The 13,588-nt window shown below is 63.0% G+C and carries 12 protein-coding genes; 7 read left to right on the forward strand and 5 right to left on the reverse strand.

What is annotated here, in order from left to right:
• Positions 1–66: 66 nt before the first annotated feature.
• From ACZ889_RS19965 to ACZ889_RS19980, 4 genes are all read left to right on the forward strand, one after another.
• Positions 67–741 carry a helix-turn-helix transcriptional regulator gene (locus ACZ889_RS19965; protein ID WP_003248128.1) on the forward strand — a complete coding sequence of 225 codons (675 nt, stop codon included), beginning with the start codon at positions 67–69 and terminating at the stop codon, positions 739–741.
• Entirely contained in the window at positions 738–1,655 is a 918-nt protein-coding gene (locus ACZ889_RS19970) for a pyridoxal-phosphate dependent enzyme (protein ID WP_476257741.1), read from the forward strand. Before ACZ889_RS19965 ends, ACZ889_RS19970 begins: the two co-directional genes overlap by 4 nt.
• A 185-nt stretch (positions 1,656–1,840) precedes the next feature.
• A complete protein-coding gene (gene nspC / locus ACZ889_RS19975) occupies positions 1,841–2,938 on the forward strand; it encodes a carboxynorspermidine decarboxylase (RefSeq protein WP_003248125.1) in 1,098 nt (365 codons plus the stop codon).
• Positions 2,939–2,970: 32 nt separating this feature from the next.
• Positions 2,971–4,215, forward strand: coding sequence for a saccharopine dehydrogenase family protein (locus ACZ889_RS19980; RefSeq protein WP_003248123.1), 1,245 nt, complete (start codon positions 2,971–2,973; stop codon positions 4,213–4,215).
• Positions 4,216–4,365: 150 nt separating this feature from the next.
• Here ACZ889_RS19980 and ACZ889_RS19985 read toward each other — a convergent pair whose 3' ends face one another.
• Complete coding sequence (locus ACZ889_RS19985) at positions 4,366–5,412, reverse strand: class I SAM-dependent methyltransferase (RefSeq protein WP_180689891.1); 1,047 nt, start codon at positions 5,410–5,412, stop codon at positions 4,366–4,368.
• Positions 5,413–5,656: 244 nt separating this feature from the next.
• Between ACZ889_RS19985 and ACZ889_RS19990 the strand changes: the two genes are divergently transcribed.
• On the forward strand, positions 5,657–6,985 hold the full coding sequence (locus tag ACZ889_RS19990; RefSeq protein ID WP_180689890.1) for a UDP-glucose dehydrogenase family protein: 1,329 nt from the start codon (positions 5,657–5,659) through the stop codon (positions 6,983–6,985).
• Positions 6,986–6,994: 9 nt separating this feature from the next.
• Here ACZ889_RS19990 and mqo read toward each other — a convergent pair whose 3' ends face one another.
• Entirely contained in the window at positions 6,995–8,614 is a 1,620-nt protein-coding gene (gene mqo, locus ACZ889_RS19995; protein ID WP_121783605.1) for a malate dehydrogenase (quinone), read from the reverse strand.
• A 144-nt stretch (positions 8,615–8,758) separates the two neighbouring features.
• On the opposite strand from mqo, the gene ACZ889_RS20000 reads away from it, so the two are divergent.
• Both ACZ889_RS20000 and ACZ889_RS20005 read left to right on the forward strand, forming a co-directional pair.
• Positions 8,759–9,979 carry a putative DNA modification/repair radical SAM protein gene (locus ACZ889_RS20000; RefSeq protein WP_003248106.1) on the forward strand — a complete coding sequence of 407 codons (1,221 nt, stop codon included), beginning with the start codon at positions 8,759–8,761 and terminating at the stop codon, positions 9,977–9,979.
• Complete coding sequence (locus ACZ889_RS20005) at positions 9,970–10,818, forward strand: TIGR03915 family putative DNA repair protein (protein WP_014591220.1); 849 nt, start codon at positions 9,970–9,972, stop codon at positions 10,816–10,818. Before ACZ889_RS20000 ends, ACZ889_RS20005 begins: the two co-directional genes overlap by 10 nt.
• 62 nt (positions 10,819–10,880) lie before the next feature.
• Here the strand turns inward: ACZ889_RS20005 and ACZ889_RS20010 are convergent, their stop codons facing one another.
• From ACZ889_RS20010 to ACZ889_RS20020, 3 genes are all read right to left on the reverse strand, one after another.
• Positions 10,881–11,852, reverse strand: coding sequence for a 5-oxoprolinase subunit C family protein (locus ACZ889_RS20010; RefSeq protein ID WP_014861077.1), 972 nt, complete (start codon positions 11,850–11,852; stop codon positions 10,881–10,883).
• Entirely contained in the window at positions 11,849–12,736 is an 888-nt protein-coding gene (locus tag ACZ889_RS20015; RefSeq protein WP_012052525.1) for a 5-oxoprolinase subunit B family protein, read from the reverse strand. The genes ACZ889_RS20010 and ACZ889_RS20015 overlap by 4 nt, the downstream gene beginning before the upstream one ends.
• A 92-nt stretch (positions 12,737–12,828) precedes the next feature.
• Positions 12,829–13,587 (reverse strand): 5-oxoprolinase subunit PxpA, encoded by a 759-nt coding sequence (locus ACZ889_RS20020; protein WP_180689889.1) that lies wholly within the window; start codon positions 13,585–13,587, stop codon positions 12,829–12,831.
• Between the last annotated feature and the right edge of the window lies 1 nt (position 13,588).

The following is a 13,588-nucleotide window of genomic DNA, read 5'->3' on the forward strand; positions in this document are numbered from 1 at the left end:
AAAAGCAGATCGCGAATTTCAACCATATGTGTAAAAATGCACAAACAGTTGATTTTGCGGTCTGCCATGCCTATCACCCCCAGCGAAGAACGCCAACTCACCCTCACCGTGCTCAAGGCCGCGATCCAGGCACTGGGCAGCGTTGCCGCGCGCAACATGGAAATACTCCTGCACGACCTTGACCACCCCGAACACTCGGTGGTGGCGATCGTCAACGGTCATCTTTCCGGCCGCAGCGTGGGCAGCCCGATCCTCGCCGCACCGGAGCAGGACCAGGGTTTCAAGGCACTGATGCAGGCCTCGGCCGACCAGCACGGCTGCGAGCCGGTGGTGCTGCCCGATTACCCCACTACGCTCAAAGGCCGCACGCTACGAAGTGCCACGGCAATCTTCCGTGACAGCAGCGGCCACCCGTTCGCCAGCCTGTGCGTCAACACCGACGTCACCGGCCTGGATGCTGCCATGAGCTTTCTCCAGCAGTTGCAGCCGCTGGGGGCCATACCGGCGGTCAACGAACCGGCCGACATGGAGCTGCTGATGAGCGAGATCATCCAGGCTGCCCTGCAGCGCAGCGGCCAGGGGCGGATGAACAAACAGGCCAAGGTCGAGGCCGTGCGCGTCATGCAGGAGCGCGGCCTGTTCATCGTCAAGGGCGGCGTCGAGAAGGCTGCCAGCGCCCTCGGCGTGACGCGCTACACCATTTACAACTACCTCGAGCAACTACGCGGAGCCAGCCAATGACCTTGCACATTCATACCCCCCTGATCGAGTCGCGCCCGCTGTCGTTGGCGGCCGGTCGTAATATCTGGCTCAAGCTCGACGCCCTGCAACCCTGCGGTTCGTTCAAACTGCGCGGTGTAGGCCACGCCTGCGAGGTACACCACGCGCGTGGCGCCCGGCACTTTGTGTCCTCGTCAGGTGGCAATGCCGGTTTGGCAGTCGCCTACGCCGGACGCAAGCTGGGGGTGCCGGTGACCGTGGTGGTACCCGAAACCACCACCGAACGGGCCAAGCAGCTGCTGCACCTGGAAGACGCCAAGGTGGTGGTGCACGGCAGTTCCTGGCAAGAGGCCAACGCCCTGGCACAGACACTGGTAGGCCCGAACGATGCCTTCATCCACCCGTTCGACGACCCACTGCTGTGGGCCGGGCATGCCAGCCTGGTGGATGAAGTGGCCGAGGCCGGCCTGAAGCCGGACGCGGTGGTGTTGTCAGTCGGCGGGGGCGGCTTGCTCAGTGGCGTGGTAGAGGGGCTCAAGCGCAATGGCTGGGGCGATGTGCCGGTGCTGGCAGTAGAAACCGAGGGCGCGGCGTCGCTGCATGCGGCCATGCAGGCTGGGCATTCGGTGGAGCTGGAGCGCATCGCCTCGGTGGCCACGTCGCTGGGGGCCAAGCGTGTGGCTGATCAGGCGCTGAGGTGCGTGCAGCAGCATCCGGTGCACAGCCATCTGGTCAGCGATCGCGCAGCGCTGGAGGCCTGTGAGCGGTTCTTGCTGGACCACCGTGTGCTGGTCGAGCCCGCGTGCGGGGCGGCGCTGGCAGTGGCCTATGATGCCAAGGCACTGGGCGCCTTGAGCAATGTACTGGTGGTGGTCTGTGGCGGCGCTACCGCAACACTGGAGCAGATCCAGGCCTGGCTGCAGCAGGCAGACTGAAGCTGCCATCTGTCGGGGGTGATTACGACAGTCACATGCACCTGATCTACTAGGCTCGCCGCAACCGAAAAAGCCCTCGCAATAGCGTCAACCCTGACGAAATGCGTATCCCGCCCTTTCGGTCTGCGGCAAGTGAAGGCACAATGCGTGTCCTTTTTTTGGCCGGCCTGGCCGGGGGCCTTTAAATGATCAAGACGCCGTATTACCTCATCGATAAAACCAAGCTGCTCAGCAACATGGAGAAGATCGCCTACGTGCGCGAACACTCCGGTGCCAAGGCGCTGCTCGCCCTCAAGTGCTTCGCCACCTGGTCGGTGTTCGACCTGATGCAGCAGTACATGGACGGTACCACCTCGTCCTCCCTGTTCGAGCTCAAGCTCGGCCGCCAGAAGTTCGCCGGCGAAACCCATGCCTATAGCGTGGCCTGGGCCGACGACGAGGTCGAGGAGATGCTTGAGAACTGCGACAAGATCATCTTCAACTCGATCGGCCAGCTGCAGCGCTTTGCCGAACAGTCCGAAGGCAAAGTCCGTGGTCTGCGTGTCAACCCGCAGGTCAGCAGCTCCGACTACCTGCTGGCCGACCCGGCCCGCCCGTTCAGCCGCCTGGGCGAATGGGACCCGGCCAAGATCGAACAGGTGATCGAACAGATCTCCGGCTTCATGTTCCACAACAACTGCGAGAACGGTGACTTCGGCCTGTTCGACAAGATGCTCACGCACATCGAAGAGCGTTTCGGCCACCTGCTGCACAAGGTCGAGTGGGTCAGCCTTGGTGGCGGCATTCACTTCACCGGTGAAGACTATGCAGTAGACGCCTTCTGCGCGCGCCTGAAGGCGTTCTCGGAAAAATACGGCGTGCAGGTTTACCTGGAGCCGGGCGAAGCCGCCATCACCAACAGCGCCTCGCTGGAAGTGACCGTGCTCGACACCCTGTACAACGGCAAGCACCTGGCCGTGGTCGACAGCTCGATCGAAGCGCACCTGCTCGACCTGCTGATCTACCGCCTCAACGCCAAGATGGCCCCCAATGACGGCGAGCATACCTACATGGTCTGCGGCAAGTCATGCCTGGCCGGTGACATCTTCGGCGAGTACCAATTCGACCGTCCGCTGGCCATTGGCGATCGCCTGTCGTTCATCGACACGGCGGGTTACACCATGGTCAAGAAAAACTGGTTCAACGGGCTGAAGATGCCTTCCATCGTGGTCAAGCAGCTCGACGGCAGCGTCGAAGTCGTCCGCGAGTTCGGTTTCGAAGACTACGTTTCCAGCCTGTCGTAAGACCGGCTTTCAAGTAAGGAGCAAAGGGTAAATTGAAGAAGAACGTTCTTATCATTGGTGCAGGAGGTGTCGCCAAGGTGGTGGCCCACAAGTGCGCGCAGCATAACGACGAACTGGGTCGTATCGCCATCGCGTCACGGAACATCTCCAAATGCCAGGCCATCATCGACAGCGTCAAGGCCAAGGGTAGCCTCAAGGTACCCGCCGACATCCAGGCCTTCTCGCTCAATGCCCTCGATGTCGAGGCAACCAAGGCACTGATCCGCGAAACCGAATCGCAGATCGTGATCAATGTGGGTTCCGCCTTCCTCAACATGTCGGTGCTGCGTGCTTGCATCGATACGGGTGTCGCCTATCTGGACACCGCCATCCACGAAGAGCCGGGCAAGATCTGCGAGACCCCACCGTGGTACGGCAACTACGAGTGGAAACACCTCGAAGAGTGCCAGGCAAAGAACATTACCGCCATTCTCGGCGTCGGTTTCGACCCGGGTGTGGTGAACAGCTACGCCAAGCTGGCGCAGCAGCAGTATTTCGACAGCATTGATTCGATCGATATTCTCGACGTCAATGCCGGTTCGCATGGCAAGTACTTTGCCACCAACTTCGACCCGGAAATCAACTTCCGCGAGTTCACCGGACAAGTGTGGAGCTGGCAGAACAGCCAGTGGACCAGCAACACCATGTTCGAGGTCAAGCGTACCGACGACCTGCCAGTGGTAGGCTCGCAAAACCTGTACCTGACCGGCCACGATGAAGTTCACTCGATTTCGAAGAACCTCAACGTCCCGAACGTGCGCTTCTGGATGAGCTTTGGCGAACACTACATCAACGTGTTCACGGTTCTGAAAAACCTGGGCCTGCTCAGCGAGCAACCGGTGAAAACCGCCGAAGGCCTGGAAGTGGTACCGCTGAAAGTGGTCAAGGCTGTACTGCCAGACCCGGCCTCGCTGGCCCCTGGCTACACCGGCAAGACCTGCATCGGCGACCTGGTCAAAGGCACCAAGGATGGCCAGCCGCGCGAAGTGTTCATCTACAACGTGGCCGACCACGAAGAAGCCTACGCCGAGACCGACAGCCAGGGCATTTCCTACACCGCCGGCGTACCGCCAGTGGCTGCCGCCCTGCTGGTTGCCCGTGGCGAGTGGGATGCCAAGCGCATGGTCAACGTCGAGGAGCTGCCAGCCGAGCCGTTCCTCAAGGCGCTGGACGTGATGGGCCTGCCAACCCGCGTCAAAGATGAAAAAGGCGATCGTCCTTGGGACGCTGAAGCCTAAGCGACAAACAGAAGGGGTGCCATGCAGCACCCCTTCTGCTTTCCAGGTCCAGCCTCTTCGCGGGCAGTCCAGGATAGCCACAGGCCTGAAACAAGCACGTAACCTGTGGGAGCGGGCGAGCCCGCGAAGAGGCCGGCGCAAGATCACGCTCTACTTGCGGGCCTCCAGAATCAGGTTGAACGGCGTCTGCGTCGCCCGCCGGAACCTGCTGAACCCCGCCTCCTCGAAAACGGCCCGCAATCGTGCCTCCCCGGCCTGCGCACCCAACCCCAGCCCCACTTCCTGCGACAACGAATTGGGCGTACAGATAAACGTCGACGCCGCATAGAACAAGCGCCCGACCGGTGTCAGGTTACCCTCCAGCGAGTCCTCGGCATATGGCTCCACCAGCATGACCGTGCCATCAGCTTTCAAAGCATGGTAGGCATGCCGGGCTGCCCCGACCGGGTCACCCATGTCGTGCAGGCAATCGAAGAAGCACACCAGGTCATGGTCACGCCCCGGGTACTCCTTGGCGCTGGCCTGCTGGAAGCTCACCCGCCCCTCCAACCCCGCTTCCCGTGCACGCGCGTTGGCGGTGACGATCGAAGGCTGATGATAGTCGTACCCCACGAAGGTCGATGCCGGAAACGCCTGCGCCATCACCAGCGTCGAGGCACCATGACCGCAGCCCACATCCGCCACCTTGGCGCCCGCCTGCAGCTTGGCCACCACACCCTCCAGTGCCGGCAGCCAATCCGCTACCAGGAAGGTGCGATACCCCGGCCGGAAAAACCGCTCGGTACCGCTGAACATGCACGGGTGGTGATCGCCCCAAGCCAACCCGCCATCGCCGCGCATGGCGGCTACCAGCTTGTCCTTGTCATGGAACAGCGCCGCCACCACTGACGCGCCGCCGGCCATGTAGGCCGGAGAATCCTCCAGCGCCAGGGCCATGGCCTGTTCTTCAGGCAGCACAAAACGGCCCTTGTCATGGACCATGTAGCCCGATGCCGCCTGGGCATTCAACCATTCGCGCACCAGCCGCGGGTGGCAGCCGGTCTTTTCCGCCAGTTGCTCCGGGGTGACCGCCTGGCTGTCGGCCATGGCCCGGTACAGCCCCAGTTCATCGCCAAGAATGACATTGGCCAGCGTCGCCGCTGCGCCCATGTCGCCCACCAGCTTGCCCATGAAATCGTGAAGCCTTGCCTCGTCCATGACCTGCCCTCCTCTGCAAGAAGGCCATCGCCAACGAGGGGCGTCCGCTCCGGGAAGGCGGTGGTCGGTTCAAGGGTTTTCGTTCGCGGTACAACACACTACTGCGAGCTGTCAGTAAGTTTAGATGCTCTGCCTGGGCGATGTGGAATAACGGCCATATGGCCCACGAGCACATCCCTCAGGTCACAATTCCTAAACAACGATGTGACATTTTTTTTCAGCTTTCCTATCAAGGAGCTGTCAAATGAAGGTCACGGTTTTCGGAACCGGCTATGTCGGCCTGACCCAGGCGGTGTGCCTGGCCCAGGTAGGCCATTCGGTGATGTGCATGGATGTCGATGCCGATCGGGTGGCCAGCCTGAGTGAAGGCCATTGCCCGATCTTCGAGCCCGGCCTTGCGCCGCTGCTGGAGAAGAACCTCGCCTGCGGTCGGCTGCGCTTCACCACGGATGCCGCAGTCGCTGCCAACTATGCCAGGTTGCAGTTCATTGCCGTCGGTACTCCGCCGCAAGCCGATGGTAGCGCCGACCTGAAACACGTTTTCGCCGTGGTCGACAGCATCCTCGAACACGCTGACGGGCCCAAAGTAATCGTCAACAAGTCCACCGTGCCGGTGGGTACGGTACACCGCATCAAGGCACGCATCGCCCAGGCCGTGGCCGATACCAGCCGCTTCCAGGTGATCAGCAACCCGGAGTTTCTCAAGGAAGGGTCTGCGGTGGATGACTGCATGCGCCCCCAGCGCATTATCATCGGCGGCGCAGAAGCGGCCGAAGTGCAGTTGCTACGCGAGCTTTACCTGCCGTTCAACCGCAACCGCGAAAAGTTCATGGTCATGGACGCGCGCAGTGCCGAGCTGACCAAGTACGCAGCCAATTGCATGCTGGCCACCAAGATTTCCTTCATCAACGAAATCGCCAACCTGGCCGAGCACCTGGGGGCCGACATCGAAATGGTGCGCCGTGGCATCGGCTCGGACCCGCGCATCGGTTATGACTTCATCTACGCCGGCTGCGGTTTTGGCGGCTCGTGCTTCCCCAAAGACCTGCAAGCCCTGCGCCACAGTGCCGAGTCGGAAGGCTTCGAGACACAGTTGCTGCGCGCAGTAGAGTCGGTCAACGAGCAGCAGAAGGGACGGCTGTTCAGCAAGATCCAGCGCCACTACCCCGGCGGCCTGCGGGGCAAGGTGTTTGCCCTGTGGGGGTTGTCGTTCAAGCCCAATACCAATGATATCCGCGAAGCCTCCAGCCGGGTCCTGCTGGAAGCACTGTGGGCCGCGGGCGCGCGGGTGCAGGCTCACGACCCTCAGGCCATGGAAGAAATCCGGCGCCACTACGGCCCGCGTGCCGACTTGCAACTGGTGCCCTGCAAGGACGATGCATTGCGGGGCGCCGATGCCCTGGTGATCGTCACCGAATGGCAGGACTACCGTGTGCTCAACCTGGACGAGGTGCCGCAGCAGCTGGCCGACCGGGTGGTGTTCGATGGCCGCAACCTGTACGAACCCGAGCACATGGCCTCGGCAGGGCTGACTTACTACGGCATCGGACGTGGCAAGATTGCGCCAGCTTGACTGCAATGATTACCGGCTGGCCACTCCCTGGCTGTCAGCCGGCCTTATCGACTCAGGGCGCTGCGGACTGACAGGCGGCTCAAGCTGCAGCACCTCGTTGGTATATGCCCACTCCTTCTCTAGCTGATCCGGCTGGTCGTTCAGGCGGATGCCATAGGACGGGATGATCTGTTTGATCTTGGCCTGCCACTCGGGCGACGCCACCTTGTTCTTGAACACCTTGTTCAACACATCGAGCATGATAGGCGCAGCGGTCGACGCACCGGGAGAGGCCCCCAGCAAGCCGGCGATACTGCCGTCCCTGGACGTCACCACCTCGGTACCGAGCTTGAGCACACCGCCCAACGCTTCGTCTTTCTTGATGATTTGCACCCGCTGGCCCGCCTGCCACAGCCGCCAGTCTTCTTTCTTCGCCCCGGGGAAGTAGGTGCGCAGCGCTTCGAAGCGGTCATCGTCCGATTGCAACACCTGCCCGATCAGGTACTGCACCAGGTCGAACTCGCGTACCCCTACCCGCACCATCGGCCAGGCATTGTGCACGCTGGTACTGGCGAGCAGGTCAAGCAAAGAGCCCTGCTTGAGGAACTTGGTCGAGAAGGTGGCGAACGGCCCAAACAGGATCATGCGCTTGCCATCAAGTACCCGGGTGTCCAGGTGTGGCACCGACATGGGCGGCGCACCGGTTGCGGCAATGCCATAGGCCTTGGCCATGTGACGCTGGGCGATAGCCGGGTTGTCAGTGACCAGGAACGAGCCACCGACCGGGAAGCCGCCATAGTCCTTGGCCTCGTCGATACCCGACTTCTGCAGCAGCGGCAGTGCCGCCCCGCCAGCGCCGATGAACAGGAACCGGGCATCGGTGGCTGCCTTGCTGCCATTTTTCAGATTCTTGTACTCGACGTGCCAGGAACCATCGTCGTTACGGGTGATGTCCTGTACTTCGCTCGACAGCTTGAGATCGAAGTTCGGCCGCGTCTGCAGGTAACCCACATACTGCCGGGTGATCTCGCCAAAGTTGACGTCGGTGCCGATCGGCGTCCAGGTCACGGCCAGCTTCTGGTTGGGATCGCGGCCTTCCATCATCAGCGGGACCCATTTGCGGATCTGCTCGTGGTCTTCGGAGTACTGCATGGGCTTGAACAACGGGCTGGCTTGCAGGGCCTCGTAGCGTTTTTTAAGGAAACGAATGTTGTCATCGCCCCAGACAAAGCTCATGTGCGGGGTGGTATTGATGAACGAATGCGGATTTTTCAGCACACCCTGCTTGACCTGCCAGGCGAGAAACTGGCGCGTTACCTGGAACGACTCGTTGATTTCCACCGCCTTGCTGATGTCGATCTTGCCGTCTTTTTCCGGGGTGTAGTTCAACTCCGCCAGGGCCGAGTGGCCGGTGCCGGCGTTGTTCCAGCCGTTGGAACTCTCCTCGGCTACCTTGTCCAGACGCTCGACCATTTCCATCGACCAGCCGGGCTCCAGCTCGTTGAGCCACACGGCCAAGGTAGAACTCATGATGCCGCCGCCCACCAGCAGCACATCGACCTTCCTGGTTTCCGCCGCTTGGGCATTGAGCATGCCGATGGCCAAGGCCAGCCCGGCCATCGCCAGTTTTGGCTTGATGGTGATCTTCATAACCTCTCCCGCGCCTCGTTGCTGTCCGTGGTTCAGCCACAAGCTTAGCCGACGCGTTTAGTCGGGTATGACGACGCACAAACACTTGCAATCGGCCACATCTCAAAATACTGTATGAATACTCAGTATCGCAGGTCAGCCACCATGCAACTCATCGCCAAACTCGGCATCCTTGCCGACGCAGCCAAGTACGACGCCTCCTGCGCCAGCAGTGGTGCGCCCAAGCGCAATTCGCGCGGCGCTGACGGCCTGGGTGCCACCAACGGCATGGGTATCTGTCACAGCTATACCCCGGACGGCCGCTGTGTATCGCTGCTCAAGGTACTGCTGACCAACTTCTGCCTGTACGACTGCCAGTACTGCGTCAACCGCCGCTCCAGCAACGTGCCGCGCGCACGCTTCAGCCCCGAGGAAGTGGTGCGCCTGACCCTGGACTTCTACCGGCGCAACTGCATCAGCGGCCTGTTCCTCAGCTCTGGCATCATCCGCTCGGCGGACTACACCATGGAGCAGCTGATCCGTGTGGCCCGGCTGTTGCGCGAAGAACACAGCTTCCGCGGCTACATCCACCTCAAGGCCATCCCCGATGCCGACCCGCTGCTGATCGAAGAGGCCGGGCGCCTGGCCGACCGCCTCAGCGTCAACATCGAACTGCCCACCGACGCCAGCCTCAAGCGCCTGGCGCCAGAAAAGCAAGGGCGCACCATTCGCCAGGCCATGGGCGTGATTCATCAGGGCCAGCAGGCCGTGGCCAACGAGCCCAGGGCGCCGCGCTTTACCCCGGCCGGGCAGAGCACCCAAGTCATCGTCGGCGCCGACAGCACCGACGACAGTACCTTGCTGCGCAATGCCGAGTCGCTGTACCAGGGCTACGGCCTCAAGCGCGTGTACTACTCCGCCTTCAGCCCGATCCCCGACAGCCCCGGCAGCGTGCCCCTCGCCGCACCACCGCTGCTGCGCGAACACCGCCTGTATCAAGCCGACTTCCTGCTGCGTGGCTATGGCTACAAGGCTGGCGAGCTGCTGGGCCACAGCGGTAACCTGGCACTGGACATCGACCCCAAGCTGGCCTGGGCGCTGGCCAACCGCGAAGTCTTCCCGCTGGACGTGAACCGCGCCGAACCTGCGCTACTGGCGCGTATCCCCGGCATCGGCCTGCGCAGCGTACAGCGCCTGGTCGCCCTGCGCCGGGAGCGGCGCATCCGTTATGACGACCTGATCCAGCTGCGCTGCGTGCTGGACAAGGCACGGCCGTTCATCGTCACCAGCGACTACCGCCCCGCCCAGGCCGAGCTGCGCAGCGGCTTGCTGCGAGCGCGCTTGAGTGAGCCGCCAGCGCCCGTGCAGATGGGGTTATGGGGGTGATCGCACTCGACTGCGACGACCTGTTCGCCACCTGGCGCGACCAGGCCCGGGTGTTGTTGAGCCATGGCATCGACCCGTCGGAAGTCACCTGGTCGCAAGGCCCGATGGCGGACCTGCTGGCCGTGCCGGCAGCGCCGCCTGAAGGGCCTGGCCCTTTCCGGGCCAAAGTCCCGGCCGCACTGCTGAGCCAGTTGGAGCAGGCCTCTCGCTACCGTGGCGAACAGCGCTGGAACCTGCTGTATGAAGTGCTGTGGCGCGTCGCCCATGGCGATCGCACGGCAATGCTGGCCGGTGACCGGCTGGGCAGTGAGCTGCAACGGCGCATCAAGCAGGTAACCCGCGAGGCGCATCACTTGCACGCGTTTGTACGCTTCGTGCCGTTGCCTGAGGAACTGGCTGAGCACTTGCAGCTGGATCTGGTGGCCTATCACGAGCCGGCACACGACATTCTGCACAGTGCCAGCGCGCATTTTGCCGACCGCCTGGGGCGTTTGCGCTGGTTGATTGCCACGCCACAGGATGGCATTCGCTTCGACGGCCAGTCGTTCGACTACCAGCGACAGTGCCCCGAGCCCTGGCGCCAGTGGGCCCGCAACGCCGAAGACCCCGGCGCCGAACTTTGGCGCACCTACTATCGCCATACCTTCAACCCGGCCCGCCTCAACCCGGATGCCTTGCGCCTGCACATGCCAGGACGGTTCTGGCGGCATTTGCCGGAAGGCATGCTGATACCGCAACTTGAAGGCCTGGCGCGCCAAGGCAAACAGCGGGACGGCCAAGCCCTTGAGGTGGCCTCGCAAACCGGCAAGACCATCAGCAAGCCTGCGCGCTCGGTGTAGCCGCGGAGCCCGTTGCGGCCCCGTCGGGGCACAAGGCCGCTGCTACAGCGAAAACATCATGCTCAGCTGAAGAGCCTGGCCAGACAGGCCAGCTTCTTCTTGTACGAACGCCGCGCCTCCAGTGCCTGCTCCAGGCTCACCGGCAGGAACCGCGCCTGCTGGTTGGGCTGCATCTGCCCGATCAGGTCGAGGTCGGCGCTGATCACCGTGCCGATCATGGCGTAGCCGCCCCCCGACACTGCATCGCGATGCAGGATGATCGGTTCCAACCCTGCCGGCACCTGGATCGATCCGATCGGGTAGCAGCTGTCGACGATATTGGACGGGTCCGACCCCGCACCGAACGGCTGCTCGCGCGGTTGGAAACTCAAGGCGCTGCCGCCTTTGTAGCGATAACCGATACGGTCCGCTTCGGAGCCAACGGTCCAGGCGTCGGTGAAGAAACGTTGCGCTGCAGCTTCGGTCAGGCGGTGGAAGTACAGCCCAGGCACCACCCGCAACACCACCTCGCCCCCCAGGGCCTGACGCAGGGCCATGGGCAAGCTTGCACCGGCACGGGTCTTGCCGCTGGGCACGCCGACCGGCAGCAGGTCGCCCGCCATCAGTTTGCGCCCATGAAAGCCACCCAACGCGCCCAGCGCGTAGGTGGACCGGCTACCCAGCACCTCGGGCACATCGATGCCTCCGGCCACTGCCAGGTAGGCCCGGGCGCCCGCTGTTGGAAAGCCGAAACGCAACACTTGCCCGGCACGCACGGCAAACGCCGTGTCCGGGCGCTGCTCGCGGCCATCGAGCAACGCTGGCATCTGCGCGCCGCACACAGCGACCAGTGCGTCCTGCTGGAACTCCAGCTCCGGCCCCACCAGCGCGCACTCCAGGCCCGCAGCGCCGGCCGGGTTGCCCACCAGGTGGTTGGCTGCGCTCAAGGCGTACTGGTCGAGTGCGCCGGACGGTGGAATGCCCAGGTGGTAGTAACCTTCGCGGCCCAGGTCCTGTACAGAAGTGGCCAGCCCCGGTTTGAGTACCTTGATCATGCCAGCACCTCCTGCAACGATTTGGGGTAGCCGACCGGGTCGGCGAGGAAGGCGTCCAGGGAAAACGCCACCGGGCGAATGCGCAGGTCGAAGCAGCCATCCTCCACCTCCGCCACCGCCTGGTCGTAGGTGCGGCGGTCGATAGGCTTGAACTGCACGATGTCACCCGGGCGGAAGAACACCATGTGCTCTTTCAGGTAATTCAAGGTCTGCTGCGGGTCGTAGATCGGTGCCGGGGTGACGCCGAACATCTGGTAGCCCCCGGCCCCGCGCACCGAGTAGATGCAACCAAAGCAGCCGCCATGGCCCAGGGTGAGCTTGGGCGTGTCGGTACGGGGGCGCAGGTACTTGGGCACCTGCAGCTGCCGCTGGCGCTCGACCATCTGGAACATGAACGGCAGGCCGGCAACAAAGCCGACCATCGACACGAACCATGGCGCGCCACTGTGGGCGGCGATGAAGGCCTCGACATCGGCCAGGCCGTTGATGCGCGCGGCGTACTCCAGGTCAGTGCTGGTGGGGTCCTGGTGGCGATCCCGAAAGCGCATCAGGGTTTCATGGGTCCAGGGGTCGTTGTACAGCACCGGGATCTCGATAATCCGTGTCTGCAACGAACGCTCGGCCACCGCCTGCGCTTCGGCGCCGCGCACGGCTTCGAGCAGTGCCTCGGGGGCGATACGGTCCGGGTCGAAGCGGACCTGGAACGACGCATTGGCCAGGCACACATCAAGCACGCCATCCAGGGCCATGCGCTCCACCGCACGGGTGACGGCCATACCCTTGAAAAAGGCCTCCAGCGACATGCTTTCGCTGACTTCGGCAAACAGGTGCTCGTCGGCGCCGAAGCTGTAACGGATCGGGGTTGTAGCAAGCGGTTCGGCCATGACAGTTCCTTTTCTTGGAATCTTTATAGAAAGGCAGGCGAAAACAAAATGCACGGGCTCCGGCTTGTCGGTTTGCCGGATGCCTGACGGGTTCAGCGCGGTGCACGCACCACGATGTCGGCCGCATCCAGTGCCTTGCGCGTGGCCTCGACCAGGTCCAGCGCGCCCGGGGTGTCACTGTGCAGGCAAATGGAATCGAATTCGATCGCCAGGTCCTGGCCTTCGACCGTGCGCACCACGCCTTGGCGGCAAGCACGCAGCACCCGCTCGGCGACGGCTTGGGGCTCGTAGCCACGCACATTGCGGGTAAACACGATCGACCCGCTCAGGTCGTACTCGCGGTCGGCATAGAACTCGCGAATCACCGGCTGCCCCATTTCCTGGGCAATGCGGCAGATCACCGAACCCGGCATGCAGTACAGCAGCAACTCGGGCTCGATCACCCGCAGGTTCTGCACCAGCAAGCGCGCCGCTTCTTCGTCACGCGCCAAGTGCATGTACAGTGCCCCATGCGGCTTGATGTGCTGCAGGCGCACGCCCTGGGCACGAGCGATTTCACGCAGCGCGCCCAATTGATAGAGCATGTCGTCCACCAGTTCCTGCGCCGAGGCATTGATATGCCGGCGGCCAAAGCCGACCAGGTCACGGAACCCCGGGTGTGCCCCCACCGCAACGCCCAGTGCCTTGGCGCGCTCGACGGTGCGGCGCATGGTGCCGGGGTCGCCGGCATGGAAACCAGTGGCGATGTTGGCGCTGCTGATGTAACCCATCAGCTCATTGTCGACGCCATCGCCAATGGTCCACGGGCCAAAGCCCTCACCCATGTCCGAATTGAAATCCACTGCTTGCATG

Source organism: Pseudomonas sp. TE3895, from assembly GCF_056278855.1.